Source organism: Pseudonocardia petroleophila (assembly GCF_014235185.1).
GTDB lineage: Bacteria > Actinomycetota > Actinomycetes > Mycobacteriales > Pseudonocardiaceae > Pseudonocardia > Pseudonocardia petroleophila.
The window spans coordinates 5,618,203-5,643,515 of the sequence record NZ_CP060131.1 but is presented as its reverse complement, the minus strand read 5'-3'; the positions used below and the strand labels follow the sequence as shown (position 1 = coordinate 5,643,515).

26 protein-coding genes are annotated in these 25,313 nt (G+C 75.3%); 17 read left to right on the top strand and 9 right to left on the bottom strand.

Features of this window, described 5'->3' with window-relative positions:
* Positions 1-11: 11 nt before the first annotated feature.
* The 4 genes from H6H00_RS27765 (at position 12) to H6H00_RS33030 (ending at position 4,409) form a co-directional block, all read left to right on the top strand.
* Positions 12-788, top strand: coding sequence for an enoyl-CoA hydratase-related protein (locus tag H6H00_RS27765; protein ID WP_185718602.1), 777 nt, complete (start codon positions 12-14; stop codon positions 786-788).
* Positions 785-2,128 (top strand): FAD-dependent oxidoreductase, encoded by a 1,344-nt coding sequence (locus tag H6H00_RS27760; protein WP_185718601.1) that lies wholly within the window; start codon positions 785-787, stop codon positions 2,126-2,128. Before H6H00_RS27765 ends, H6H00_RS27760 begins: the two co-directional genes overlap by 4 nt.
* 154 nt (positions 2,129-2,282) lie before the next feature.
* On the top strand, positions 2,283-4,040 hold the full coding sequence (locus H6H00_RS27755) for an acyl-CoA dehydrogenase (protein ID WP_185718600.1): 1,758 nt from the start codon (positions 2,283-2,285) through the stop codon (positions 4,038-4,040).
* Positions 4,041-4,256: 216 nt separating this feature from the next.
* Positions 4,257-4,409 carry a hypothetical protein gene (locus H6H00_RS33030; RefSeq protein WP_185718599.1) on the top strand — a complete coding sequence of 51 codons (153 nt, stop codon included), beginning with the start codon at positions 4,257-4,259 and terminating at the stop codon, positions 4,407-4,409.
* Here H6H00_RS33030 and H6H00_RS27745 read toward each other — a convergent pair.
* Positions 4,406-4,681: a hypothetical protein gene (locus H6H00_RS27745; protein WP_185718598.1), complete on the bottom strand. Its 276-nt coding sequence runs from the start codon at positions 4,679-4,681 to the stop codon at positions 4,406-4,408. The two genes, H6H00_RS33030 and H6H00_RS27745, sit on opposite strands and share 4 nt — an antisense overlap.
* A 198-nt stretch (positions 4,682-4,879) precedes the next feature.
* On the opposite strand from H6H00_RS27745, the gene H6H00_RS27740 reads away from it, so the two are divergent.
* Positions 4,880-5,983, top strand: a complete 1,104-nt coding sequence (locus tag H6H00_RS27740; RefSeq protein WP_185718597.1) for a glycosyltransferase 87 family protein — start codon at positions 4,880-4,882, stop codon at positions 5,981-5,983.
* 60 nt (positions 5,984-6,043) lie between these two features.
* On the opposite strand, the gene qcrB is transcribed toward H6H00_RS27740, so the two are convergent.
* Genes qcrB through ctaE form a run of 4 tightly spaced genes read right to left on the bottom strand, consistent with a single transcriptional unit; the run spans position 6,044 to position 10,377 of the window.
* Positions 6,044-7,756: a cytochrome bc1 complex cytochrome b subunit gene (gene qcrB, locus H6H00_RS27735; RefSeq protein WP_185718596.1), complete on the bottom strand. Its 1,713-nt coding sequence runs from the start codon at positions 7,754-7,756 to the stop codon at positions 6,044-6,046.
* On the bottom strand, positions 7,753-8,886 hold the full coding sequence (gene qcrA, locus H6H00_RS27730) for a cytochrome bc1 complex Rieske iron-sulfur subunit (RefSeq protein ID WP_185718595.1): 1,134 nt from the start codon (positions 8,884-8,886) through the stop codon (positions 7,753-7,755). Before qcrA ends, qcrB begins: the two co-directional genes overlap by 4 nt.
* Positions 8,883-9,716, bottom strand: coding sequence for a cytochrome bc1 complex diheme cytochrome c subunit (gene qcrC / locus H6H00_RS27725; RefSeq protein ID WP_185718594.1), 834 nt, complete (start codon positions 9,714-9,716; stop codon positions 8,883-8,885). The genes qcrA and qcrC overlap by 4 nt, the downstream gene beginning before the upstream one ends.
* 58 nt (positions 9,717-9,774) lie before the next feature.
* Positions 9,775-10,377 carry an aa3-type cytochrome oxidase subunit III gene (gene ctaE / locus H6H00_RS27720; protein WP_185718593.1) on the bottom strand — a complete coding sequence of 201 codons (603 nt, stop codon included), beginning with the start codon at positions 10,375-10,377 and terminating at the stop codon, positions 9,775-9,777.
* Positions 10,378-10,472: 95 nt separating this feature from the next.
* Between ctaE and H6H00_RS27715 the strand changes: the two genes are divergently transcribed.
* Positions 10,473-10,907: a hypothetical protein gene (locus H6H00_RS27715; RefSeq protein WP_185718592.1), complete on the top strand. Its 435-nt coding sequence runs from the start codon at positions 10,473-10,475 to the stop codon at positions 10,905-10,907.
* Positions 10,908-10,915: 8 nt separating this feature from the next.
* Complete coding sequence (trpD, locus tag H6H00_RS27710; protein ID WP_185718591.1) at positions 10,916-11,959, top strand: anthranilate phosphoribosyltransferase; 1,044 nt, start codon at positions 10,916-10,918, stop codon at positions 11,957-11,959.
* A 3-nt stretch (positions 11,960-11,962) separates the two neighbouring features.
* On the opposite strand, the gene H6H00_RS27705 is transcribed toward trpD, so the two are convergent.
* Together H6H00_RS27705 and H6H00_RS27700 are read right to left on the bottom strand one after the other, a co-directional pair.
* Positions 11,963-12,241: an Lrp/AsnC family transcriptional regulator gene (locus tag H6H00_RS27705; RefSeq protein WP_185718590.1), complete on the bottom strand. Its 279-nt coding sequence runs from the start codon at positions 12,239-12,241 to the stop codon at positions 11,963-11,965.
* A gap of 50 nt (positions 12,242-12,291) precedes the next feature.
* Positions 12,292-14,025 (bottom strand): DEDD exonuclease domain-containing protein, encoded by a 1,734-nt coding sequence (locus tag H6H00_RS27700; RefSeq protein WP_255425402.1) that lies wholly within the window; start codon positions 14,023-14,025, stop codon positions 12,292-12,294.
* Positions 14,026-14,131: 106 nt separating this feature from the next.
* On the opposite strand from H6H00_RS27700, the gene H6H00_RS27695 reads away from it, so the two are divergent.
* The 4 genes from H6H00_RS27695 to H6H00_RS27680 all read left to right on the top strand — a co-directional run bounded on the left by H6H00_RS27695 (position 14,132) and on the right by H6H00_RS27680 (position 18,382).
* Entirely contained in the window at positions 14,132-15,445 is a 1,314-nt protein-coding gene (locus H6H00_RS27695) for an NYN domain-containing protein (protein ID WP_185718589.1), read from the top strand.
* An 81-nt stretch (positions 15,446-15,526) separates the two neighbouring features.
* Positions 15,527-15,817, top strand: a complete 291-nt coding sequence (locus tag H6H00_RS27690) for a hypothetical protein (RefSeq protein ID WP_185718588.1) — start codon at positions 15,527-15,529, stop codon at positions 15,815-15,817.
* Positions 15,818-16,127: 310 nt separating this feature from the next.
* A complete protein-coding gene (locus H6H00_RS27685; RefSeq protein WP_185718587.1) occupies positions 16,128-17,135 on the top strand; it encodes an NlpC/P60 family protein in 1,008 nt (335 codons plus the stop codon).
* 86 nt (positions 17,136-17,221) lie between these two features.
* Positions 17,222-18,382: a glycosyltransferase family 4 protein gene (locus H6H00_RS27680; protein ID WP_185718586.1), complete on the top strand. Its 1,161-nt coding sequence runs from the start codon at positions 17,222-17,224 to the stop codon at positions 18,380-18,382.
* Here H6H00_RS27680 and H6H00_RS27675 read toward each other — a convergent pair.
* Together H6H00_RS27675 and H6H00_RS27670 are read right to left on the bottom strand one after the other, a co-directional pair.
* Positions 18,345-19,157, bottom strand: a complete 813-nt coding sequence (locus tag H6H00_RS27675; protein ID WP_185718585.1) for a class I SAM-dependent methyltransferase — start codon at positions 19,155-19,157, stop codon at positions 18,345-18,347. The two genes, H6H00_RS27680 and H6H00_RS27675, sit on opposite strands and share 38 nt — an antisense overlap.
* 48 nt (positions 19,158-19,205) lie before the next feature.
* Entirely contained in the window at positions 19,206-21,002 is a 1,797-nt protein-coding gene (locus H6H00_RS27670; RefSeq protein ID WP_185718584.1) for an AMP-dependent synthetase/ligase, read from the bottom strand.
* A 106-nt stretch (positions 21,003-21,108) separates the two neighbouring features.
* Here H6H00_RS27670 and H6H00_RS27665 point away from each other — a divergent pair, with 106 nt between their 5' ends.
* From H6H00_RS27665 to H6H00_RS27640, 6 genes are read left to right on the top strand one after another with little or no spacing between them, the layout of a single operon-like run.
* A complete protein-coding gene (locus H6H00_RS27665) occupies positions 21,109-21,501 on the top strand; it encodes a polyketide cyclase / dehydrase and lipid transport (protein ID WP_185718583.1) in 393 nt (130 codons plus the stop codon).
* Positions 21,502-21,511: 10 nt separating this feature from the next.
* Positions 21,512-22,300, top strand: coding sequence for a metallophosphoesterase family protein (locus H6H00_RS27660; protein ID WP_185718582.1), 789 nt, complete (start codon positions 21,512-21,514; stop codon positions 22,298-22,300).
* 34 nt (positions 22,301-22,334) lie between these two features.
* The gene (locus H6H00_RS27655) at positions 22,335-22,775 is read left to right on the top strand and encodes an SRPBCC family protein (RefSeq protein WP_185718581.1); all 441 of its coding nucleotides are present in this window, start codon (positions 22,335-22,337) and stop codon (positions 22,773-22,775) included.
* A 21-nt stretch (positions 22,776-22,796) separates the two neighbouring features.
* On the top strand, positions 22,797-24,020 hold the full coding sequence (locus H6H00_RS27650) for an ArsA family ATPase (RefSeq protein ID WP_185718580.1): 1,224 nt from the start codon (positions 22,797-22,799) through the stop codon (positions 24,018-24,020).
* Positions 24,017-24,355 (top strand): hypothetical protein, encoded by a 339-nt coding sequence (locus H6H00_RS27645; protein WP_185718579.1) that lies wholly within the window; start codon positions 24,017-24,019, stop codon positions 24,353-24,355. The genes H6H00_RS27650 and H6H00_RS27645 overlap by 4 nt, the downstream gene beginning before the upstream one ends.
* A 23-nt stretch (positions 24,356-24,378) precedes the next feature.
* On the top strand, positions 24,379-25,305 hold the full coding sequence (locus H6H00_RS27640) for an ROK family protein (RefSeq protein ID WP_185722820.1): 927 nt from the start codon (positions 24,379-24,381) through the stop codon (positions 25,303-25,305).
* Positions 25,306-25,313 lie beyond the last annotated feature (8 nt).

Below are 25,313 nucleotides of genomic sequence, written 5' to 3'. Positions count from 1 at the left end.
AGGGTCGTCCCATGGAGTCCGTGCTGGCCGACACCGACGACGCCGGCGTCCGCACCCTGACGTTCAACCACCCGGAGCGGCGCAACGGCTGGGGTGAGGACCTCGAGGACGCCTACTACGGCCACCTCACCGCGGCCGCAGCCGACCCGGCCGTGCGGGCGGTCGTCGTCACCGGGGCGGGGTCGACGTTCTGCCCCGGCGCCGACATGGGCCGCCTCGACGGCCTGTCGCAGGACGGCGCGGTGCTGCCGCACAAGTCGGTCGAGGTGCCGCGGAACTTCCCGAAACCGCTGATCGCCGCGATCAACGGGGCCTGCGCGGGCGTCGGGCTGGTGCAGGCGCTGTTCTGCCACGTCCGCTTCGCCGCCGACTCCGCCCGGTTCACCACCGCGTTCGCCCGCCGCGGGCTCGTCGCGGAGTACGGGATCGCGTGGACGCTCACGCGGATGATCGGCACCGAGCACGCCACCGACCTGCTGATCTCCGCCCGGGTGTTCGACGCGGCCGAGGCGCACCGGCTCGGGCTGGTCAGCCGGGTCGTCCCGCGCGACGAGGTACTGGCCGCCGCCCAGGCCTACGCCCGCGACCTGGCCCGGCACTGCGCCCCGCGCGCCGTCGCCGTGATCGCCGCCCAGCTGCGCGAGGCCGCCGACTCCACCTACGAGGAGGCGCTGGAGAGCTCGTTCACCCACGTCGACCGCTTCATCGGCGGCCCGGACCTGCGCGAGGGGGTGGCGTCGTTCGTCGAGAAGCGGGCGCCGCGCTTCCTGCCACTGGAGGAGTCGTGAACTACCGCGTCGCGGTGATCGGGGCCGGCCCGTCGGGGCTCTACGCGGCGGCGGCGCTGCTGACGTCGGGGGACCCGGTGAGCATCGAGGTGCTCGACCGGCTGCCCGCGCCGTACGGCCTCGTCCGCTACGGCGTGGCGCCCGACCACGTGAAGATGAAGTCGGTGATCCGGGTGCTGCAGAAGCCGTTCGACCCGGCCGACGTCGAGTTCCTCGGCGGGGTCCGGATCGGCGAGGGCGGCATCCCGCTCGACGAGCTGCGCACCCACTTCCACGCGATCGTGCACGCCACCGGGTCCTCGCTCGACCGCGACCTCGGCGTGCCGGGGGAGGAGCTCGCGGGCTCGTACGGGTCGGGGGAGTTCGTCAGCTGGTACTGCGGGCACCCCGACTTCACCGGGCTCGACCCGGCGCTCGACCACCCCGGCGTCGCCGTCGTCGGGGCGGGCAACGTGGCGCTCGACGTCGCCCGCGTGCTGGCGAAGTCGGCGGAGGAGATGGCCGCCACCGACGTCCCCGGCCCGGTCCTCGACGCGCTGCGCTCCAGCGCCGTCCGCGACGTGCACGTCCTGATCCGCCGCGGCCCGCAGCACGTCCGGTTCACCCCGGCGGAGCTGCGCCAGATCGGCGACCTTGCCGACGCGCAGGTCGTGGTGCACGACGACGGGCTGCTCGCCGCGGGCGTCGACGAGCCGGAGGACCGGCGGCAGAAGCAGAACCTCGGGATGCTGACCGAATGGGTCGACCGCCCCGTCGGCGACGCCCCGCGCCGCATCCACCTGCGCTTCCTGCGGTCCCCGGTCCGGCTGCTCGGCGACGGCCGGGTCTCCGGGATCGTCGTGGAGCGCACCGCGATCGACGCCTCCGGGCGGGTCGTGGGCACCGGCGAGGAGGAGACCCTCGACGTCGGGCTGGTCGTGCGCGCCATCGGCTACGCGGGCGAGCCGATCCCCGGCCTGCCGTTCGACGAGGCCACCGGCACCGTCCCCAACGAGGGCGGGCGGGTCGTCGCCGACGGCGTCCCGGTGCCCGGCGCGTACGTCACGGGCTGGATCAAGCGCGGCCCGACCGGCGTCATCGGCACGAACAAGGGCGACGCGCAGGAGACGGTCGCGGCGCTGCTGGCCGACCTGCCCTCGCTCCCGGCCCCCGCCCACCCCGAGCCCGACGCCCTGCGGGCGGCGCTGGCCGCCCACGGCGTCCGCCCGGTCGACTGGACGTCGTGGCTGCGCCTCGACGCCGAGGAGGTCCGCCGCGGCGGCCTGCGCGGCGCCGAGCGCGTCAAGGTCGCGGAGCTGGCGGAGATGCTCGACGCGGCGCACGGCGCCAGCGCACCCTGACCCGACCCCGCCACCCCCACCCGGCGAGTCTGCCGACGGCGCCCGGCGAGTCGTCCATCCCCGCCCGGCGAGTCGGCCGACGCACGGCCCCGGCCGTGCGCCGACGGACAACACGACGTTCACCCACGGCAAACTCGCGGGTTAGCCTCGGGGCGTGCGCTCTCTGCTGCTGTCCCGCCGCGACCTCGACTTCCTGCTCCACGACTGGCTCGACGTCGGCGCGCTGACCTCCCGCGAGCGGTTCGCCGAGCACTCCCGCGAGACGTTCGACGCCGTGCTGGACCTCTCCGAGCAGGTGGCCACCGAGCAGTTCGCCCCGCACAACCGGGCCGCCGACCTCGCCGAGCCCGAGTTCGACGGGGAGCGCGTGCACATGATCCCCGAGGTGGCGAAGGCGCTGGAGGCGTTCGCCGCCACCGGGATCCTGTCGGCGGGGATGGACGAGTCGGTCGGCGGGATGCAGCTGCCGCAGACCGTGGCGCAGGCCTGCTTCCTGTGGTTCCAGGCGGCCAACGTGGGCACGTCGGCCTACCCGTTCCTGACGATCGCCAACGCCAACCTGCTGCTCGCGCACGGCTCCCCGGAGCAGGTCGAGACGTGGGTGGGCCCGATGGTGGAGGGCCGGTTCTTCGGGACGATGTGCCTGTCGGAGCCGCAGGCGGGGTCGTCGCTGGCCGACATCACCACCCGCGCGGAGCCCCGGGACGACGGCACCTACCGCCTGCGCGGCAACAAGATGTGGATCTCCGGTGGCGACCACGACCTGTCCGAGAACATCGTGCACCTGGTGCTGGCCAAGATCCCCGGGGGGCCGGCCGGGGTGAAGGGCATCTCGCTGTTCATCGTGCCCAAGGTCCTGCCCGACGGGCAGCGCAACGACGTCGTGCTCGCGGGCGTCAACCACAAGATGGGGTTCCGCGGCACCGTCAACACGCTGCTCAACTTCGGCGAGGGCAAGCACACGCCGGACGGCGAGGCCGGGGCCGTCGGGTACCTCGTGGGGGAGCGGGGCAAGGGCCTCGCGCTGATGTTCCACATGATGAACGAGGCGCGCGTCGGCGTCGGGGGCAACGCGGCGGCGCTGGGCTACACCGGCTACCTGCACGCCCTGGACTACGCGCGCACCCGCGTGCAGGGCCGCCGCGACGGGCGGCCCGCGACGATCGTCGAGCACCCCGACGTCGCCCGGATGCTGCTCGCGCAGAAGTCCTACGCCGAGGGCGCGGTCGCACTGATCCTCTACTGCGCCCGCCTGCTCGACGACGAGCGGACGGCGGCGACCGAGAAGGACCGGGCCCGCGCGCACCTGCTGCTCGACACGCTCACCCCGATCGCCAAGAGCTGGCCGTCGCAGTGGTGCCTCGCGGCCAACGACCTCGCGATCCAGGTGCACGGCGGCTACGGCTACACCCGCGAGTACGCGGTGGAGCAGTTCTGGCGCGACAACCGGCTCAACATGATCCACGAGGGCACGCACGGCATCCAGGGCCTCGACCTGCTCGGCCGCAAGGTCGTGCTGCACGACGGGGCCGGCCTGCGGCTGCTGCTCGACACGATCGGCGCGGGCGTCGAGCGGGCCCGCGCCGCGGGGCTCACCGCCGAGGCCGACGCCGTCGGGGCCGCCGCCACCCGCACCGCGGAGGTCACCGCCGCGCTGTGGGCCGCCGACGACCCGGCCGTCACGCTGGCCAACTCCTCGACCTACCTGGAGGCGGTCGGGCACGTCGTCGTCGCCTGGATCTGGCTGGAGCAGCTGGTGGCGGTGGGGGAGCGCGAGGGCGACTTCGCCGACGGCAAGCGCGCCGCCGCCCGCTACTTCCTGCGCCACGAGCTCCCCCGCACCGGCCCGCAGTTCGCGCTGCTGGAGAGCCTCGACCGCACCACGCTCGACGTGCGCCCGGAGATCCTCTGACGGTCCGGGAACGTGGGACGTCGAACGGTGGGACGGGGAGAGGATCCGGCGGTGCCGGCTTCCCCCGTCCCCCCGACCGGCCTGCACCTCCCGTCGCCGACCAGCGGGCGCTCCCTGCGGCCGCCGGCACCGAGGGCGCCACGCTCACCGACCACCTCGACGCGATGGAGCGCGACGGCCTGCTCACCCGCCGCCGCGACCCGCCGCGTGCACGTCGTGGAGCTGACCGGGGAGGGGCGGGCCGCGTTCCTGCGCCTGCGCGACGCCGCGGTGGCGTTCGACGCCCGCCTGCGCACCGGCCTCGACGACGCCGACACCGCCGTGCCGGCGGGCCTGCTCGACCGGCTGCGGGAGAACGTGACCGGCTAGCAGGGCTCCACGGAGACGACGCCGAGCAGCGTGCAGAGGCGGTCGGCGAACGACGCCTCCTCGGCCCGGGTCAGCGAGACGGTGCAGGTGACGGAGCTGTACGGGACGCCGTCACGGACGTCGGCGGCGAAGTCGCGGACGGGGTAGCCGCCGGCGCGCAGCGCGTCACCGACGCGCAGGACGCCCTCGATGCCGCCGGTCGTGACGATCTCGTGGCGACGCGGGATGCGGGGCGTCCAGGTGGTGCGGGGGGAGTGGTCCAGAACGGTCATGTCGAGCTCCAGGGTCCGAGGGGAGTCGGGAACCCGAGCCAGGCCTCGGAGACGAGGGGGAGCTGCGCGCCGGCGACCTGGCTCAGCCGACGCGCGGCGGTACGGCCGCGTCGAGGGCGAGGGGTGCGATGTGCATGGGGAGGACACTAGCGCGTCCGTGTGGTCGCGGCCACCCGCCCTCCCCCTACGGTGGGGATCATGAACGCCCGGTCGGCCGCGGCCGTCGTCGTGGCGGCGGTGCTGGGCCACGCCGTCGTGCTCGCGATCTGGCCGCAGGCCCACACCCTGCTCATCGACCTGCAGGTCTACCGCGCGGGCGGGGAGTCCGTGCTCGCCGGACGCCCGCTCTACGGCGGGGGCGTGCTGCTGGACCTCCCGTTCGTGTACCCGCCGTTCGCCGCTCTCGTGTTCGTGCCGCTGGTCTGGCTGCCGCCGCCCGTCCTCGCGGCCGGCTGGACGCTGCTGGGGCTGGTGCTGCTCGCCGTCGTGGTGCGGCGCTGCGGGGCGGCCGGGCCGCTCCTCATGGCGGTGGTGGCGCTCGCGACCTGGCTCGACCCGGTCCGCACCACGCTCTACCTCGGCCAGATCAACCTGGTGCTGCTCGCAGTCGTCGCCTGCGACCTGTTCGGGCGGCCGGGCAGCCGGTGGCGCGGCGTCGGGATCGGGCTGGCGGCGGCGCTGAAGCTCACCCCGCTGCTGTTCGTCGCGCACCTGCTGCTCACCGGCCGCATCCGGGCGGCGGCCACCGCGCTCGGCACGTTCGCCGCGGCCGGGGCGCTGGGGTTCGTGGTGGCCCCGGCCGACTCGGTGGAGTACTGGCTGCGGGGCACGTTCGCCTCCGCGGGGCGGATCTCCGACGTCGCCGGGCCCAGCAACCACGCGCTCGCCGGCCTCCTGGCCCGGGCGGGCCTGCCCGACCTGGTGCCGGCCGCGCTGCTGGCCCTGCTCACGCTCGCCGTCGCGGCGTGCCTGCACCGCCGGGGCGACGACCTGGCGGCCGGCACGCTCGTCGGGCTGGGGTCCGCGGCGGCCGCCCCGTTCGCCTGGTCGCACCACTGGGTGTGGGTGGTGCCGCTGGTCGTGCTGCTGGCCCGCCGGGCGTCGGCGGGGGAGCGGGCCGCCGCCGTCGGGCTGGGCGGGGTCCTGCTCGCCACGCTCGCGGTGATCACGCGGCTGCCCGGGCCCGACGTCGGCCCGGTCCCGGCCACCGGTGCGATCTCGCTGTGGCCCTACGCCTACCTGGCGCTGTTCGCCGCGGTGCTGGCCGGGGCGGTGTGGTCCCTGCGGCGGACGCGGGTCTGAGGGAACGCGGAAGGCCCCGCCGGAGATCCGGCGGGGCCTTCCGTTCGTGCGAGCGGCGGGTCAGTCCTCGGGGTCCTTCGGACGGCCCCCGTCGGGGCTGCCCGCGAGCTCCTTGCGGCCCGTGCGGGCCACGCGCTCGTCGTCACCGGAGTGACCGCCGTGCACGGCCGCCTCGGCCGCGGCCTCCTCGGCACGCGCCTTCTCCAGGGCGAGGGTCTCCTCGCGCGGGTCGGGCGTGAGCATCGAGCCGGCGACGGGCTTGCCGCCCATGCCGAGCTGGTTCATCCGCTTGGGCACCGGGGCGCCCTGGTAGGCGAGCGGGATCGGGTGCCCGTGGGCGTCGACCCCGGCGAGGGGCTGGTGCACCTCGATGAACTCACCGTGCGGCAGCCGCTTGATGATGCCGGTCTCGATGCCGTGCTCCAGCACCGCGCGGTCGCCCTTCTGCAGGCCCAGGCAGATGCGGTAGGTGGCCCAGTAGGTGATGGGCGGCAGGATCAGCAGGCCGATCCGGCCCATCCACGTCGTGGCGTTGAGCGACACGTCGAAGAAGAAGGCGAACCAGTCGTTGGCCGAGCTGATCAGCAGGACCATGTAGAACATGATCGCCATCGCGCCGAGCGAGGTGCGGACCGGGACGTCGCGCGGACGCTGCAGCAGGTTGTGCAGCGCCCTGTCCTTGGTGAACCGCGCCTCGATCCACGGGTACGCCCCGGCCAGCACGAAGATCATCGGCAGGAACACCGCGGTCGGGAAGAAGACCGCCGGGACCGTGTAGTTGCCCAGGTAGATCTCCCACGCGGGCCACAGCCGGGCCATCCCGTCGGACCAGCCCATGTAGAAGTCGGGCTGGGAGCCCGCGGAGATCTGCGACGGGTTGTACGGGCCGAGGTTCCAGATCGGGTTGATCTGCAGCAACCCGCCCATCAGGCCGACGACGCCGACGAACACCGCGAAGAACGCGCCGCCCTTGGCCGCGAAGGCCGGCAGGATCCGGACGCCGACGACGTTCTTCTCGGTGCGGCCCGGGCCGGGGAACTGGGTGTGCTTCTGGTACCAGACCAGCCCCACGTGCACCGCGATCAGCGCGAGCAGGATGCCCGGCAGCAACAGCACGTGGATGATGTAGAGCCGCGGGATGATCTCCGTGCCCGGGAACTCCCCACCGAACAGCGCCCAGTGCGTCCACGTGCCCATGACCGGCACCGACAGCGTGATGCCCGAGGCGATGCGGAGGCCGGTGCCCGAGAGCAGGTCGTCGGGCAGCGAGTAGCCGGTGAAGCCCTCGAACGTGCCGATGAAGATCAGCAGGATGCCGATGACCCAGTTGGCCTCACGCGGCTTGCGGAACGCGCCGGTGAAGTAGGTGCGGAACATGTGGGCGACCATCGCCGCCATGAACAGCAGCGCGGCCCAGTGGTGGACCTGCCGGACGAACAGCCCGCCGCGCACCTCGAAGGAGATGTGCAGGGTGCTCTCGTACGCGCGGGTCATGTGCACGCCGCGGAGGTTGTCGAAGACCCCGTTGTAGGTGACCTCGGCCATCGAGGGGTCGTAGAACAGCGCCAGGTACGTGCCGGACAGCAGCAGCACGATGAAGCTGTAGAGCGCGACCTCACCGAGCATGAACGACCAGTGCGTCGGGAAGACCTTGTTGAACTGCTTCCGCATGCCGGCTGCGGGGTGGTAGCGCTGGTCGACCCCGTCCAGGGCCCCGGCGACCAGGGCGTTGGCGCCCCCGCCGGACGTTGTCGGCGTCGTGATCGAGCTCATGATCTCCGCTCCCAGAAGGCCGGTCCGACGGGTTCCATGTCACGGGTGGCGACGAAGTACCCCTCGTCGTTCACTGTAATCGCCAACTGCGGCAACGACCTGCTGGCCGGACCGAAGACGGGCTTCGCGTACTCCGTGGCCAGGAACTGGCTCTGGTGGCACGGGCACAGGATGCGCTGGCTCTGGGTCTCGTACAGCGAGGTCGGGCAGCCCAGGTGCGTGCAGAGCTTGGAGTAGGCGTAGAAGTCGCCGTAGTTCCAGTCCTCCTGGCCCGCGCGCTTGATCGTCTCGGTGCCCGGGCGCAGGCGGATGAGCATGACGGGGTTGTCCGAGCGGCGCAGGGCGCGCAGCAGGGCCTCCTCGTCGCCGCGCTCGGACTCGCGGAACGGGAACACCGTCTCCATCGAGCCGGGCTCCTGGTCCTCGGGGCGGACCAGGGAGATCTCGTCCGGGATGCCGGTGTCGCGGCGCAGGTAGACGGTCTCGCCGTCGACGGCGCGCCACCCGGTGGTCCACAGGGCCGCCTCGTCGCCGCCCGCCCACGGGTTGCGGACCAGCGGGGCGACCGCGGCGATGCCCAGCCCGAGCCCGAACACGCCCGCCGCGCCGCCCGCCGCGCGGGTGATCAGCTTGCGGCGCCCGATCCCGGTGTCCTGGCCGGCCTTGGCCAGCTGGGCCACCACGGTGCGGCGGTCGACCTCGTCGGAGATGCCGTCGTGGCGCTGCTGCACCGACACCTCGTCGGGGAAGAACTTCTTGACGTAGGAGATGACGCCGATGCCCAGCGCCAGCACCGCGAGGCCGAACGTGCCCCCGATGACGGGGGTGTAGAGCACGTAGACGCCGTAACCGGGGTCCGACGGCGGGACGTACTCGTAGGGCCAGAAGATGAACGCCGCGAGGAAGGCCAGGCCGGACAGCGCGGAGATGATGAACCAGAGGGCCACGGCCCGCTCGGCCCGCTTCTCCGCCCGCGTGCCCGGGATCGGGAACTTGCGCGCGTTGTGGACGATCTCGACGTCGTCGAGGTTCGCCGCGAGCGTGGCGATCTGGTCCGGCGTCATCTCGTCGAGCTCGGCCGGGGTGGGGCGGCGGACCCCGCCCGAGTGGTCCTGTTCGGAGAGGGTCATGACTTGGCTCCCAGCCACAGAGCGAATCCGATCAGCCCGGCGAGGCCGACGATGAAGGCGATGAGGCCCTCCGATACCGGGCCGATGCCGCCGAGACCGGCACCGCCGGGGTTCGCGACGTCGCCGGACACGGACTTGACGTAGGCGATGATGTCGGCCTTCTCCTCCGGCGTGAGCTGCCGGTCGGAGAACTTCGGCATGTTCTGCGGGCCGGAGAGCATCGCCGTGTAGATGACGGTCTCGGTGGCCGGGTCCAGCGTCGGGGCGAACTTGCCCGAGGACAGGGCCCCGCCGCGGCCGGTGAAGTTGTGGCAGGACGCGCAGTTGAGGCGGAACAGCTCGCCACCGCGGGCCGGGTCCTCCCCGCGCAGCGCCTCGCCGGTGGCCTCGGGCCGGACCGGACCGCCGCCGTTGGCCTGGATGAACGCACCCAGCGCGTCGAGGTTGGCCTGGCCCTGCTCGGTCTCCGGGTCGAACTCCGGGCGCGGGGGCTTGCGGATGGCCTGGGCCTCCTGGCGCGCCAGCGGCATGCGGCCCGTGGAGACCTGGAAGTAGGTGGCCGCGTCGCCGACGCCGATCAGGCTGGGCCCGCGGTCGGTGACGCCCTGCAGGTTCGACCCGTGGCAGGTGATGCAGGCGTTGTTGTAGAGCTCCTCGCCCTGCGCCAGCAGCGCCGCGTCGGCCTCCTGGGCGTGCGCGACCTGCGGCGCCGGGGCGCCGACGGTGTACAGCGCGCCGGCCGACAGCAGGCCGATGCCCAGCGCCATCGCTCCCGCGAGGCGGCGCCGGAACCGGCTGCGCGCCCCGCGCGTTCTCGGTGTGGTGGTCATCGATGCGCCCTCGGGTAGTTCCGGCATGTCGGTGTCAGGCATCTCCGCGTCGGCCATCTCAGCGGATGAAGTAGATGACGGCGAAGAGGCCGACCCACACCACGTCGACGAAGTGCCAGTAGTACGACACGACGATCGCGGCGGTGGCCTGCTGCGGGGTGAACTTGCTCAGCTTCGTGCGGATGAGCAGGTACACGAACGCGACCAGCCCGCCGATGACGTGCAGGGCGTGGAAGCCCGTCGCCATGTAGAAGACGGTGCCGTACGCGCTCGAGGCGAGCGTGGTGTCGTGCTCGAGCACCAGCACGCTGTACTCGTACGCCTGGCCGAGCACGAAGAACGCGCCCATCGCCAGCGTCAGCAGGTACCAGCGCCGCAGGCCGAAGACGTCACCCCGCTCGGCGGCGAAGACCCCGAACTGGCAGGTGAACGACGACGCCACCAGGACGATCGTCACCGCCAGCGCGTAGGGCACGTTGAGTTCGGTCGGGGCAGGGGGCCATTCGCCCTCGTGCTGTGCGCGCGCGGTGAAGTAGATCGCGAAGAGCCCGGCGAAGAACATCAGCTCGCTGGACAGCCAGACGATCGTGCCGACGCTGACCAGGTTGGGCCGGTTCAGCGAGTGGATCCGCGCGCTGATGTTGGGAGCCGCTGTCGTCACTCGGGCATTATGACCCCAGACCAACTTCTACAGCCTGTCGGGGACCCAACGGGTTCTCGAACACCGCCGCCACCGCGCGGTCTAGAGTTCCGCGCGTGAACAGCCCCGTCGCCCGTGAGGCCCTGACCGTGCTGGTGCTCAGCCACCGGCCCGAGGTCCGGGAGGCCATCGTCAACGCCGTCGGCAGGCGCCCGGCGCCCGATCTCGGCCGCGTCACGTTCCTGGAGGCGAGCGGCATCGCCGAGGTGCTGGCGGCCGCCGACGCCGGGGGCGTCGACCTCGCCATCCTCGACGGCGAGGCCCAGCCCACCGGCGGCATGGGCGTCTCGCGGCAGCTGAAGAACGAGATCGTCGACTGCCCGCCGATCATCGTGACGGTCCGCCGCCGCGACGACCGGTGGCTGGCCACCTGGTCGCAGGCCGACGCCGTGCTCGTGCACCCGCTCGACCCGATCACCGCCGCCGAGACGGTGGCCGACGTGCTGCGCCGGTCCCAGGCCGGCGAGCTGTCCGCCCCCTCGCGGGGCTGAGCCTCCCGGTGGCTGATCTGCGGACCTGGCCCGCGCTGCTGGGGAGCCTCATCCGGGGCGAGGACCTCGACGCGGGCGACACCGCCTGGGTGATGGACCGCGTCCTGTCCGCCGAGGCCACACCCTCCCAGCTCGCCGGCTTCCTGGTCGCGCTGCGGGCCAAGGGCGAGACGGCCGCCGAGATCGGCGGGCTCGCGGAGACGATGCTCGCGCACGCGAGCCGGTTCACCGTCCCCGTCCGGGCCCTCGACGTCGTGGGCACCGGGGGTGACCAGGCCCACACCGTCAACATCTCGTCGATGTCGGCGGTGGTGGTGGCCGCGGCCGGCGCGCCCGTCGTCAAGCACGGGGGCCGGGCGGCGTCCTCGGCCAGCGGCACGGCCGACGTGCTGGAGGCGCTCGGCGTCGCCATCGACCTGCCCGCCGAGGCCGTGGCGCGGTGCGTCGCGCAGGTGGGGATCGGGTTCTGCTTCGCGCCGGTGTTCCACCCCGCGATGCGCCACACCGCCGTCACCCGCCGGGAGCTCGGCGTGCCCACCGCGATGAACGTGCTCGGCCCGCTGACCAACCCGGCCCAGCCCGCCGCGTCGCTGATCGGGTGCGCCTTCCCGACGATGCCGCCGGTGATCGCCGACGTCCTCGCGGCGCGCGGGGCGTCCGCGCTGGTCGTGCGCGGCGACGACGGCCTCGACGAGCTCACCACCGCCACCACGTCGACGGTGCGGGTCGTCGCGGACGGCACGGTGCGGGTGGAGACGCTCGACCCCGCCGACCTCGGCATCGCCCGCGCCACCCACGCGGACCTCCGCGGCGGCGACGCGTCGGTCAACGCCGGGGTGTTCCGCGACCTGCTGGCCGGGGCGACCGGCCCGGTGCGCGATGCGGTGCTGCTCAACTCCGCCGCGGCGCTGGTGGCCTTCGACGGCCCCGGCCCGTCGCTCGTCGACGACCTGCGCGCGGCCCTGCCGCGGGTGGCCGAGGCGATCGACTCGGGGGCGGGGGAGCGCCTGCTCGCCGAGTGGGCCCGGGTCTCGACCGCCCTGCGGGCCTGAGCCTCAGTCCAGGCCGGCGGAGAAGGTCGACTCGGTGTCGGCGCGGGAGTAGGAGCGGAAGGCGATGTGGGTGTCGGTGCGCCGCACCCCGTCGACCTTGCTGAGCCGCCCGGCGATGACGTCGGCGAGCTGGTCGTGCTGGGCGACCTTCACGACCGCGATGAGGTCGACGTCGCCCGCGCAGGAGTAGACCTCGCTGACCCCGTCGAGGTCGGCGATGGCCTGCGCCGTCTCCGGGATGCGGTCGGCGGCGGTGTGCACCATGACGATCGCGGTGATCACGGGCGGGCTCCTGGGGGTCGGCGGCGGGGTGCCCCGGACGGTAGTCGCCGTCAGTCGGGCAGCTCCAGCGGGCGGGCGCGCTCGGCCCAGGCCGCCCACGACGGGGCGCCGCGCGCCGGCTCGGACCAGGTGGGCTCGCTGTGCACCAGCCGGGTGCCGCCGGTGGCGAGCCAGCGGTGCAGCAGCCGCACCTCCTCGTGCGGGGCGCCGCGCAGCGGCCCGGGGCCGGTGAGGACGGTCTGCGCGCCCAGGCGCAGGGCGTCGATCACGGGCATGGGGGCCGTCCCGCGCGGCGCGACCCCGGCCGCGGCGAGCCGCCCGTGGCGCAGCACCGCGACCTCCCAGCCGCCGCGCCCGTCGGGCCGGGCCCCGACCAGCTCGGAGACCCGGGCCAGCGCGGCGAGGCGCTGCGTGCGGGCCAGCGCGAGGATCAGGGCGGCCAGCCGGTCGCGGCGCGCGGCGGCGTCCTCGAACCGCTCGCGGGCCGCCAGCGCCTCGACGGCGTCGGCGAGGCGGCGCAGCGGCGAGTCGTCGCGGCCGTCGACCAGGTCGGCCAGCGCGTCGACGGCGGGGGCGTACTCGGCCACCGACTGCAGGCCGGCGCACGGCGCGGCGCAGCGCCCCATCTCGTGCAGGACGCAGGGCGTGCCGGTGGGGCGCAGCGCGATCCGGGGCGTGCACGAGCGGAGCGGGACGGCGTCGAGCAGCGTCTCCACCGCCGCGGTGGCCGCCCCGCGCGAGGTGAACGGGCCCAGCGCGCCGTCGCGGGGAGCGGTGACGACCGACAGCCGCGGGAACGGCTCCACGGTGGCGGTCACCCACCAGCCGCGCTGCGGGTTGCGCGAGCGGCGGTTGTACCGGGGCCGGTGCGCGGCGATCAGGCGCAGCTCGCGCACCGCCGCCTCCAGGGAGTGGGCGCACACGACGGTGTCGACGCGCTCGGCCAGCGCCACCATGTCGCGCACCCGCCGCCTGCGCTCCCCGGCGGTGAAGTAGCTGCGGACGCGGCGGGCCAGGTCGCCGCTCGTGCCGACGTAGAGCACCTCGTCGCGCGGGCCGCGGAACAGGTACACCCCCGGCGCCGAGGGGACCCCGCGCGCGAGCGTGCGCTTGCGCCGCTGCCCGGTGGTGGGCCGGTGCGGCGCGGAGTCCTTCGCCAGCGCGAGCAGCTCCTCCAGGCTCTGCACGCCGAGGTTGCCGATGCGTTCGAGCAGGTGGTGCAGCACCTCGACGGTGGCGGCCGCGTCGTCGGGGGCCCGGTGGTTGGGCGTGGTGACGGTGCCGAACAGCTGCGCGAGCGCGCCCAGCCGCACGCTCGGGGCCTCCTCGCGGGGCAGCACCGCCCGGGCCAGGCGCGCGGTGCACAGGACCGGGGGCCGCGGCCAGGCGTGCCCGTGGCGCTCGCACGCCGCGCGCAGGAACCCGGTGTCGAACGGGGCGTTGTGGGCCACCAGCACCGCGCCGCGCAGGAACTCCAGCAGCGCGGGCAGCACGGCGTCGACCGGCGGGGCGGCCTGGATCATCGCCGTGGTGATCCCGGTGAGCGCGACGATCCCCGGCGGGATGCCGACCCCCGCGTCGACCAGCGTGGACAGCTCGCCGATCCGCTCGCCGCCGCGGACCTTCACCGCCCCGATCTCGGTGATCGCGTGCTGTGCGGCCGACCCGCCGGTGGTCTCCAGGTCGAGCACCACGAACGTGACCTCGCGCAGGGGCGTGCCCAGCTCGTCGAAGGAGAGCTGGACGTGCGGCGACGGGCGAGGCGACACGGGGGGAGCGGTCACGGCGCGGGACGCTAGCCGGGCCCCCCGACAGAATCGGCCGGCCCCGATCCGGCGTCCCGGCGCCGCGGTGGCGGTCTCCCCGGCCCGGCGCGGATAACCTGGTGCGATGTCCGGGACGCCAGCAGCCGACGGGGGGGACCCCGTGGACTGGTCGCGCCTGCCCGACGCCGTGCGGGGCAGGCTCGCCGACGTCGCGGCCGCCGCGGTCGGCGGGCTGCCGGCCACCGAGGTGCCCGTCCCGCTGCGCCGGCTGGCCCGGTTCACCCCGGCCAAGCGCGCGAAGCTCGGCGGCCCCGCGCTGCTGGCCGAGCTGGCCTCGTCCACGGTGTTCCGCACCGCCGTCGTCGCCTGGTGGGACGAGCACCGGCCCGGCGAGCTCGCCCCGGCCTCCGACGACGCGCTGACGGCCGCGGCCGCCGCGGTGCTGGTCGGCGACGCCGCGGCGGCCGACGCCGTGGCCGCGGCCGCGCGCCGGGGGGACGTGGGGGAGCTGCGCGCCGAGCGGGACGCGGCGCTCTCGCGCGTGGACAAGCTGACCACCGAGCTGGAGCGCCTGCGCGGCGAGCTCGGCGAGGCCCGCGAGCAGGCCCGGTCGGCGGGGGAGCAGCGCGACGCCGAGTACCAGCAGCTGCGCCGGCGCGTGTCGGAGCAGGGGGCGAAGCTGCGGGCCGCGATCGACGGGCGGGAGGCGGCCGACCGCGTGGTCGAGGAGGTGCGCGCGGCGGCGGCCGCCGACCTGGCCACCGCGCGGGCCGACGCCGACCGCGAGCGGGCCCGGGCGGAGCAGGAGCGCCGGCGGGCCGACCGGGCGGCGGCGGAGGTCGCGGCGGCCCGGCAGGCGGCGCGCGAGGCCCGCCAGGCCGACGAGGTGCGGCTGGGCCTGCTGGTCGACACCCTCGGCGGGGCCGTCGCGGGGCTGCGCCGCGAGCTGGCGCTCGGCGGGGGCGGGCCGCGTCCCGGCGACCTCGTGACGGGCGCGGGCACGGCGGCGGGCGGCGGTGCCGTCGACGGGCTGGCGGCGCTCGACGCGCTGCTCGCGGTGCCCACCGTGCACCTCGTCGTCGACGGCTACAACGTCAGCAAGACCGGCTACCCGGAGCTGACGCTGGCCGACCAGCGCACCCGGCTGGTCGGCCAGCTCGCCGCGCTCGCCGCGCGGACCGGCGTGGAGGTCACCGTCGTGTTCGACGGGGCGGGCGTCGTGGCGGCCCCGGTGCGCGGGTCGCGCGGGGTGCGGGTGCTGTTCAGCGACAAGGGCGTGATCGCCGACGACGTCATCCGCTCGCTGGTGGCCGCGGAGCCGCAGGGGCGGCCGGTGCTGGTGGCGACGTCCGACGGGGCCGTCGTGCGGTCGGTGCAGCGCAGCGGGGCCTACACGGTGCCGTCGACGGCGATCCTCACGCGCCTGGTGCGCGGCTGAGCGGTCCGCGCGCCCCGGAACTGTCGGGGGTCGTCCCTACCGTGCGCGGCAGAGCACGAGCCACGTCCGGGAGGGAGCCACATGATCGTCGACTGTGACAGCTGCGAGGTCCGCGGGAACGCCTGCGGCGACTGCGTGATCGGGGTGCTGCTCGGGGTGCCCGGCGTGCCGGCGCGGCGCCCCCACGACGCGGCGCCCGCGGCCGACGGACCGCCCGGCGCGTCCACGGTGCAGCTCGACGCACCGGAGCGGCGCGCCCTCGATGTGCTCGCCGATCAAGGCCTGGTACCGAGATTGCGGCTGGTGGCCGCCCCGCGTCGGCGGATGCCCGGGTCCGGCGACACCGGGGGAGCGTCCCGTGACGTGGGGTGACATCACACCGTTATCGAACGGTTCGCCCAGGTCGGTGCGGCCGTCCGTGGGCGCGTCGCGCGCGGCGCGCCGGGTGAGCCCCGTGCTGGACGCCCCCCGGACGCCTCCGTAACCTCGCCGAGGCCGTGCGGTCCGTCAGCCATTCGAACGCGGATGGCAACGCATGGTCACCGTCGTTACTCCGATCGACGAGCGTCGTTACTCCATAGGAGAAACGTCGATCGGCGAGTTCGATCGAGAGTGACGGTGGAGACGAAGGAGACGCGTCCGCGTGGTGTCACCCGGCGGTACCCGGCACGGAGTGTCGGCGGTGCTGACGTTGCTGGTGGCCGGCGTGCTGGCCCTCGTGCTCGGCCTCGCCCCGGTCGCCTCCGCACAGCCCGCCCCTCCCGACAACGCCGAGGACGCCGCCGCCGCGCTCGAGCAGGTCCAGCGCGAGGCCGAGGCGCTGACCGAGGAGTGGCACGCCGCGAAGGACGAGCTCACCGCGCGGCAGGAGGAGCTCGACCGGATGCGCGCGGCCGTCGAGCCCGCCCGGCAGGCCGCCGACGCCGCCCGCGCCGGCGAGGAGGAGTACCGCCTGCAGGTCGACGCGCTGACGATGTCCACCTTCGAGGGCGGCAACCTCGACCAGTTCAACGCCCTGCTCGCCAGCGGGTCGCCCGAGGACTTCCTCGACCAGATGTCGGTGCTGGAGCTGCTGGCCACCGACCAGCGGACGGCGCTGGAGCAGCTGATCGCCGTCGTGCGGCAGACGGAGGCGGCCCAGGCCGAGGCCGACGCCGCCACCGCGCGGGCGCAGTCGGCCGCCGACGCCGCCGCGGCCGCGGAGCAGGACGTCGCCGCCCGCAAGCGCGACGCCGAGATGCGCATCGAGGAGGCCGAGCGCCTCCTGGAGCGGCTCAGCCCGCAGCAGCGCGCCGACCGGCTCGGCCCGTCCGTCGACGGGCCCAGCGGGCCGGTCACCGGCAGCGGGGCCGGTGTCGTCGCCCTGCGCGCCGCGATCACCCAGCTCGGCAAGCCCTACCAGTGGGGGGCGGAGGGCCCGGGCAGCTTCGACTGCTCCGGCCTCACCTCGTGGGCCTTCTCCGAGGCCGGCGTCACGCTGCCGCGCTCGTCGTCGCAGCAGGCCCGGGTGGGCCAGGCGGTGGCCTGGGACGACATGCGGCCCGGCGACCTCGTCTTCTACTACAGCCCCGTCAGCCACGTCGGCATCTACGCCGGCGACGGAAAGATGATCAACGCTCCGCAGTCCGGCGACGTCGTCAAGTACGCCACCGTGTCCAGCAGCGCGTTCAGCGGCGCCCGCCGCGTCTGAGCCACGTCCGCTCCCCGGGTACGGGCGGCGGCCGGATCCACCGGCCGCCGCCCGGGCTCTCCGCCCCGCCGATCTAGCCTGGGCGGGTGCCCCGCACCCTGCTGGTGACGAACGACTTCCCGCCGCGCACCGGGGGCATCCAGACCTACCTGCACGAGCTGGCGCGGCGGCTGCCCCCGGGTGAGCTGGTGGTGTACGCGCCCGCCTGGCCGGGGGCAGCCGCGTTCGACGCCGCGTTCCCGCACCCGGTGCACCGCCACCCGACGTCGCTGATGCTGCCCGTCCCCGCCGTCGCGCACCGGGCCGCCGCGCTGGCCCGCCAGTACGACGCCCGCACCGTCTGGTTCGGCGCGGCCGCCCCGCTCGCGCTGCTGGGCCCCTGGCTGCGCCGCCGCGCGGGGGTGGAGCGGGTGGTCGCGAGCACGCACGGGCACGAGGCGGGCTGGCGGCTGCTGCCCGGGGCCCGGCAGGCGCTGGGCCGGATCGGGGCCGACGCCGACGCGCTGACCACGATCTCGCGCTGGACCCGCGACCGCACCGCCGCCGCGTTCGGCCCCGGTGCCGCGCTGGTGCCGCTGCCCTCGGGCATCGATACCGCCCGGTTCGCCCCCGACCCCGCCGCCCGGGCCCGGCTGCGGCGGCGCCACCGGCTCGGGGACGCCCCGGTGGTGGCGTGCGTGTCGCGGCTGGTGCGGCGCAAGGGCCAGGACGTGCTGGTCCGGGCCTGGCCGCGGGTCCGGGAGCGCGTGCCCGGCGCCCGGCTGCTGCTCGTCGGCGGCGGTCCGGACGCCGACCACCTGCGCCGGCTCGCCGCCGCGCACGGGACGGCCGGGCACGTCGTGCTCACCGGCGAGGTCCCCGACGACGAGCTGGCCGCGCACCACGCCGTCGCCGACGTCTTCGCCCTGCCCTGCCGCACCCGCCGCGGCGGCCTCGACGTCGAGGGGCTCGGGATCGCGCTGCTGGAGGCCGCGGCGTCGGGGCTGCCGGTGGTGGCGGGCGACTCCGGCGGCGCGCCGGAGACCGTCGAGCCGGGCGTGACCGGCCACGTCGTCGACGGGCGGCGGGTCGACGCCGTCGCGGACGCCGTGACGGCCCTGCTCGCCGACCCGCGCCGCGCCGCGGCGATGGGGGAGGCCGGGCGGGCCCGGATGGTCCGGGACTGGGCCTGGCCGTCGCGCGTGGCGACCCTGCGGGAGCTGCTGGACGTCAGCGGCGGCCGAGGGTGTGCCGGACCTGCTGGGTGAGGACCAGCCGGCCCGTGCCGTCGCCGTGGTGGCGGGCGGTCTCGGCGACGCGCCGGGCCACGGCGGCGTGCTCGTCGGCGGGCACGGCCTCCCACATCGCCCGCTGGCCGTGCGACCAGGTGAAGGCCAGCAGCTGGTCGGTGTCGCGGAACACGGCCTCGACCGTCCGGTGCGCGGTGCGGACCTCGCGCAGCCCCGCGTCGCGCAGCAGCGCCTCGACGCCCTCGTCGGAGGCGAACGGGCCGCGGCGGCCGCTGGTGCGGGCGTCGAGCATCGCGGGCGGGAGGTAGGGGTCGAAGACCTCGTCGACGGCCCGCCACCGGGGGTCCTGCGGTCCGAACGTCGTGACGCCGGTGCGGCCGCCGTCGACCAGCAGCTCGGCCCAGGCGCGGACCGCGGCCCCCGGGTCGGGTAGGAAGAACAGCACCAGCGCCGACGCGACGACGTCGAACGACGCCGCGGGGAGACCGGGGGCGACGGCGTCGGCGACCCGGACCTCCACCTGCGGCAGGTGCCGTGCGTCGGCCGTGGTGCGCTCTACCATCCGCGGAGCGAGGTCGATGCCGAGGACGCGGCCACCCGGACCTGCGGCCTCGGCCAGCGGGAAGAGGGCGGCGCCCCGGCCGCAGCCGATGTCGAGCACCCGCTCGCCCGGCGCGACCGCCAGCTCCTCGACCAGCCCCGCCGCGATCGGCCGGAACCAGGGCACGCCGACGTCGTCGTAGGTGTCGGCGGCGAGGTCGAAGACGCCGGCGATCCCGGGGGGACTGGTCACGGGGTCGACCCTGGCACGGCGGCGGGCCACCGGCCAGGGCCGAGCGGCCTACCGCGCGGAGGTGCCCGAGTAGATGGCCGCGATGTCGTCGGCGAAGGTCTTCGCGACGACCTGGCGCTTCACCTTCAGCGTCGGGGTCATCTCCCCGCCCGCCTCGGTGAAGTCGACGGGCAGGATCCGGAACTCGCGGATCTGCTCGGCCCGCGACACGGCCTTGTTCGCCTCGTCGACGGCGGCGGAGATCTCGGCGCGCAGGTCGGCGTCGTCGACGAGGTCGGCGGCCCCCTCGGCGGCGGGCTTGCCGTGGCGCTCGCGCCAGCCGGGCAGCGCCTCCGGGTCGATGGTGACGAGCGCGCCGATGAACGGCTGCGCGTCGCCGACGACCATGCACTGGCTGACCAGCGGGTGCGCGCGCAGGCGGTCCTCGAGCACGGCGGGGGCGACGTTCTTGCCGCCCGCCGTCACGATGATCTCCTTCTTGCGGCCGGTGATCGTGAGGAAGCCGGCGTCGTCGAGCTCGCCGATGTCGCCGCTGTGGAACCAGCCGTCCTCGATCGCCTCGGCGGTCGCGGTCTCGTTGCGCCAGTACCCGCGGAACACGATCGGCCCCGACAGCAGGATCTCGCCGTCCTCGCCGATCCGGACCGCGTGCCCGGGCACCGGGCGCCCGACGCTGCCGACGCGCTGCGCCGCGAGCGTGTTCAGCGTGATGCCCGCGGAGGTCTCGGTGAGCCCGTAGCCCTCCAGGACGGGCAGCCCGACCCCGCGGAAGAAGTGGCCCAGCCGCGCACCGAGCGGGGCGGAGCCGGAGACGGCCGCGACGACCTCGCCGCCGACGGCCGCCCGGAGCTTGCCGTAGACCAGCTTGTCGAACAGCGCGTGCTTGGCGCGCAGCGCGAGGCCGGCGCCGCCGGTGTCCTGGGCCTTCGACCAGGCGATGGCGGTGTCGGCGGCCGCGTCGAAGATCCTGCCCTTGCCGTCGTTGTGGGCCCGCTGGCGCGCGCCGTTGTAGACCTTCTCGAACACGCGCGGCACGGCGAGCAGGAACGTCGGCTTGAACGAGGCGAGGTCGGGCAGCAGCTGCGTGACGTCGGGGGTGTGGCCGACGATGGTGCGCGTGATCAGCGCACCGCACTGGATCGCCTTGCCGAACACGTGCGCGAGCGGCAGGAACAGCAGCACCGAGCCGCCCGCGGTGAACAGCTCGGGGAACACCCCGGTGACCTCGCGCACCTCGGTGATCAGGTTGCGGTGGGTCAGCTCGCAGCCCTTGGGGCGGCCGGTGGTGCCGGAGGTGTAGATCAGGGTGGCGAGGTCGTCGGCGCCCACGGCCCTGCGGCGCGCCTGCACCTCCTCCGCCGGGACGTCGGCGCCCGCGGCGGTCAGCGACTCCACGGCGCCGGAGTCGATCTGCCAGACCTTCAGGCCGTCGGTGGCGACCCCGGCGACGAGCGCCTCGTGCTTGGGCGACTCGACGACGATCCCGACCGCGCCGGAGTCCTCGAGGATCCAGCTGATCTGCTCGGCCGACGAGGTCTCGTAGATCGGCACGGTGACGCCGCCGACCGCGAGGACCGCGAAGTCGAGCAGCGTCCACTCGTAGCGGGTGCGGGACAGCAGCGCGACCCGGTCGCCGACGGCGACCCCGGAGGCGATCAGCCCGCGCGCGACGGCCGTGACCTGCCCGGCGAACTCCGCCGCGGTGACGTCGGTCCACTGCTGGTCCGCCCCGCGCCGGCGGTAGAGCACGTCACCGCCGTGGGCGGCCTCGTTGTCGTAGACCGCGTCGACGAGGTTCTCCTCGTCACCCACGGTGGTGGTGGCGGGAACGCTGTACTCGCGCACTGGACCGGACCTCCTCGGCTGATAGCTCGCAGTAACCTACCGCGCGGTAAGCGGTAGGGGGAGGGGTGACGGCTGTCCGATTCGCCCGGTCCGGCAGTCTGCTGACGTGCCCTCGGTCGACGTGGTGGACGAGACGTTCCTGGCGGTGCCCCCCGAGGTGGTGGCCGCGGAGTTCGCCGCGCCCGCGCACTGGGCGCGCTGGTGGCCCGACCTCAGCCTCGCCGTCGACACCGACCGCGGGGTGCAGGGCTTCCGGTGGACGGTGACCGGCGCGCTCGTCGGCAGCATGGAGGTCTGGCTCGAACCCGTCCTCGACGGCACGGTGCTGCACTACTTCCTGCGCGCCGACCCGCCCGGTCCCGACGGGCGCCCGGCCCCCGCCCCGCCCCGGCGCGGGGCGGCGGAGGCCCGGCGCCGCCAGCGCGCGGCGAAGGCGGTCGCGTTCGCGTGCAAGGACCGGCTGGAGGCGGGGCGGGCCCCGGGCGAGCCGCCCACCTAGGATCGGGACCATGCGCGTGCACGTGGTCTGCGACGTCCACGGCAACGCCGAGGCGCTGGCCCGTGCGGGCGACGGGGCCGACGCCCTGCTGGTGCTCGGGGACCTGGTCGACTTCGTCGACTACCAGAACCCGCAGCGCGGCATCCTCGGCCGCGTGCTCGGGCCCGACGTCAGCCGCCGGTTCGGCGAGATCCGCACCAACGGCCGCCCCGGCGAGCTGATGGAGTTCGCGCGCGCCGCCTGGTCGGCGGTGGACGACCCGCCCGCGGTCGTCGCCGACGCCGTGCGCGAGCAGTACGCGGAGCTGTTCGCCGCGATGACGGTCCCGACCTGGGCGATCCCCGGCAACGTCGATCAGCCGGACCTGTGGCCCGAGTTCGTCCGCGACGGCGTCGTGGCCGCCGACGGCCGGGTCGTGACGCTGGGCGGGCTGCGGTTCGGGTTCGTCGGCGGGGCCCCGCTGCCGCCGGGCGTCGCCCCGCGCCGCGGCGGGCCGTGGAAGGCGAACATGCTGCGCGCCGAGGAGTTCGACGCCGCCGTGGCCCGGATCGGCCCGGTCGACGTGCTGTGCAGCCACGTCCCGCCCGCGGTCCCCGACCTCGCCTACGACGTGGTCTCGCGGCGCGCCGAGTCGTCGTCGGCCGCGCTGCTCGACGTGTGCGTGCGCGACGGGGCGCGGGCGTCGCTGTTCGGCCACGTGCACCAGCCGCTGGCGGCGCGTGCGCGGGTCGGGCGGACCGAGTGCGTCAACGTGGGGCACTTCCGCCGCACCGGGGTGCCGTACGTGCTGCGCTGGTGACACGGCACCGGAAACCGGCCGGTAACCTGCCCGCATGGCCAACGCGACCACCTCCTCGATCGACATCGCCGCCCCCGCGGAGCAGGTGATGGCGGTGATCGCCGACTTCGAGGCCTACCCGGAGTGGGCCGAGCAGGTGAAGAGCGTCGAGGTGCTGGAGCCCGGCGCGGGCGGGCGCCCCGCGCGCGTGAAGTTCACGATGGACGCCGGTCCGATCAAGGACTCCTACACGCTCGACTACACCTGGGCCCCCGACGACCGCGCCGTCACCTGGACGCTGGTCAAGGGCCAGATGCAGAAGGCCCAGGACGGCTCCTACGCCCTCACCGAGGCGAAGGGCACCACGACGGTCACCTACTCGCTCGCCGTCGACCTCAACATCCCGATGATCGGCATGCTCCGCCGCAAGGCCGAGAAGGTGATCATCGACACCGCGCTGAAGGGCCTGAAGCGGCGGGTCGAGAGCGCGAACTGAGCGACGGATACCCTGCGCCCCGTGCGCGTCGTCCTGTTCACCGGCAAGGGTGGCGTCGGCAAGACCACCCTCGCCGCGGCGACGGCCGCCCATCTCGCCGGGGCCGGCCGCTCCGCGCTCGTCGTCTCCACCGACCCGGCCCACTCCCTCGGTGACGCGCTGGAGGCCGACCTGGGCGGCGACCCCGTCGAGCTCGAGCCCGGCCTGCACGCCGCCCACGTCGACACCCACGCGCTGCTGGACCGCTCCTGGTCGCAGCTGCAGGGCCACCTCCGCACCATCCTGTCCGGGGCCGGGGTCGACGAGCTGGTCGCCGACGAGCTGACGGTGCTGCCCGGCGTCGAGGACCTCCTCGCGCTCGGCGAGGTCCGCCGCCTCGCCGAGGACGGGCCGTGGGACGTCGTCGTCGTCGACTGCGGGCCCACCGCGGAGACGCTGCGGCTGCTCGGGCTGCCCGAGGCGCTGTCCGGGTACGTCGAGCGGCTGTTCCCCGCGCACCGCCGGGCGGTCCGGGGGATGCTGGCGGGCATGGCGTCGGGGGGCAGGGAGGCCGCGTCGGCGTGGGAGTCCACGATCGTCGCCCTCGACGCGCTGGCCGAGGACCTCGGCGGTCTGCGGGCGATGCTCGGCGACCACACCCGCACGTCGATCCGGCTCGTGCTGACGCCGGAGCGCGTCGTGGCCGCGGAGACCCGCCGCACGCTCACCGCGCTCGCCCTGCACGGCCTGCGCGTCGACGACTGCGTGGTCAACCGGCTGGTGCCCGGCCCGCCGCCCTCGCTGCGCGGCCCCGCCGCCCGCTGGCTGCGCGAGCGGCACACCGAGCAGCAGGCCGTGCTCGCCGACCTCGACGCGATCGGGGTGCCGCTGCGCACCGCCGACCACACCTCCGCCGAGCCGACCGGCGTCCCCGCGCTGCGCGAGATCGCCCGCGGGCTCTACGGCGACGACGACCCCGCCGCGCCCGGCGACCAGGCCCCGCCCCTGCTGGAGGTGCGGCGCACGGCCGGCACCGGCACGTCGAAGGACTCGGAGTTCGAGCTGGTGCTGGCTCTGCCGGGAGCCGCCGACGGCCCGCTCGACCTCGCCCGCGTCGGCGACGACCTCGCCGTCACCGCGGGCGGCACACGGCGGATGGTCGCGCTGCCGTCGGTGCTGCGCCGCTGCGAGGTGACCGGGGCGCGGCTGGTCGGCGACGACCTGTGCGTCGTGTTCACCCCCGACCCGTCGGTGTGGACCCGATGACCGGCTGCGGGCCGCACGCCGGGCTCGGGGCCGAGCTGCGCGCCGTCGCGGTGCTGCTGCTGGACCGGATCGCCCCGGCGGCGGAGGACGGGGCGCCGCCGTCGCCGTGCTCGGTGTGCCCGGTCTGCGCGGTGATCGGGCTGCTCCGCGGGGAGCGCCCCGAGCTCGCGGTGCGCCTGGCCGAGCAGGCCGCCGGGTTCCTCGACGCGCTGCAGACCGCGCTGCGCGAGGGCAACGGGATGCCGGCCCCCGGCGGCGGCGCCCCGGAGCCGGCGCCCGCGCCCACGCGGCGGGTGCAGCACATCCCCGTGGTGCGCGAGGCCGCTGCGTGCTGAGCCGGAGCGGGCTGACGGTCGGGGTGGACGTCGGCGGGACGAGCGTGCGCGCGGGAGTCGTCGACGCCGACGGGGCCCTCCTCGACACCGCGCACGCACCCACCCCGCGGGGGGAGGCGGCGCTGGAGGCCACCGTCGCGCGGGTGATCGGCGAGCTCGCCGCACGGCACCCGATCGGGGCCGCCGGGCTGGCGCTGGCCGGGTTCATCACCCCCGACCTGCGCGGGGTGCGGTTCGCCCCGCACCTGTCCTGGCGCGACGCCCCGGTCGCCGACCGGATCGCCGCGCGCACCGGGCTGCCGATCGTCGTGGAGCACGACGCCAACGCCGCCGCGCTGGCCGAGCGGCACTTCGGGGCGGCCGCGGGGGCGTCGACGACGGTGTTCGTCGCGCTGGGCACCGGGATCGGCGCCGCCCTGCTGATCGACGGCGTGCTGTTCCGCGGAGCGCACGGCGTCGCGCCCGAGCTCGGGCACCTGCGGGTCGTCCCCGGCGGCCGGCCGTGCGCGTGCGGCAAGTCGGGCTGCTGGGAGCGCTACTGCAGCGGCACCGCGCTCGCCACCACCGCCGTCGAGATGATCGCCCGCGAACCGGGGCTCTCGCCCGCGCTGCGCCGCCTCGTCGTCGACGACCCGGGCCGGGTCACCGGCCGCCGGGTCGCCGCGGCCGCCCGCGACGGCGACCCGCTCGCGACCGCGGCGGTCGCCGACCTCGCCCGCTGGCTGGGGGAGGGGCTCGCGCTGGTCGCCGACGTGTTCGACCCCGAGCTGGTGGTCATCGGCGGCGGGGTGTCGGCGTCGGCCCCGCTGTTCCTCGACGACGCCCGCGAGCACTACGCCGCCCGGCTCACCGGCGCCGGCCGCCGCCCCCTGGCCCGCATCCGCACCGCGCAGCTCGGCGAGGACGCCGCGGTCGTCGGGGCGGCGAGGCTGGCCAGGGACGCCTGCTAGGACGCCGG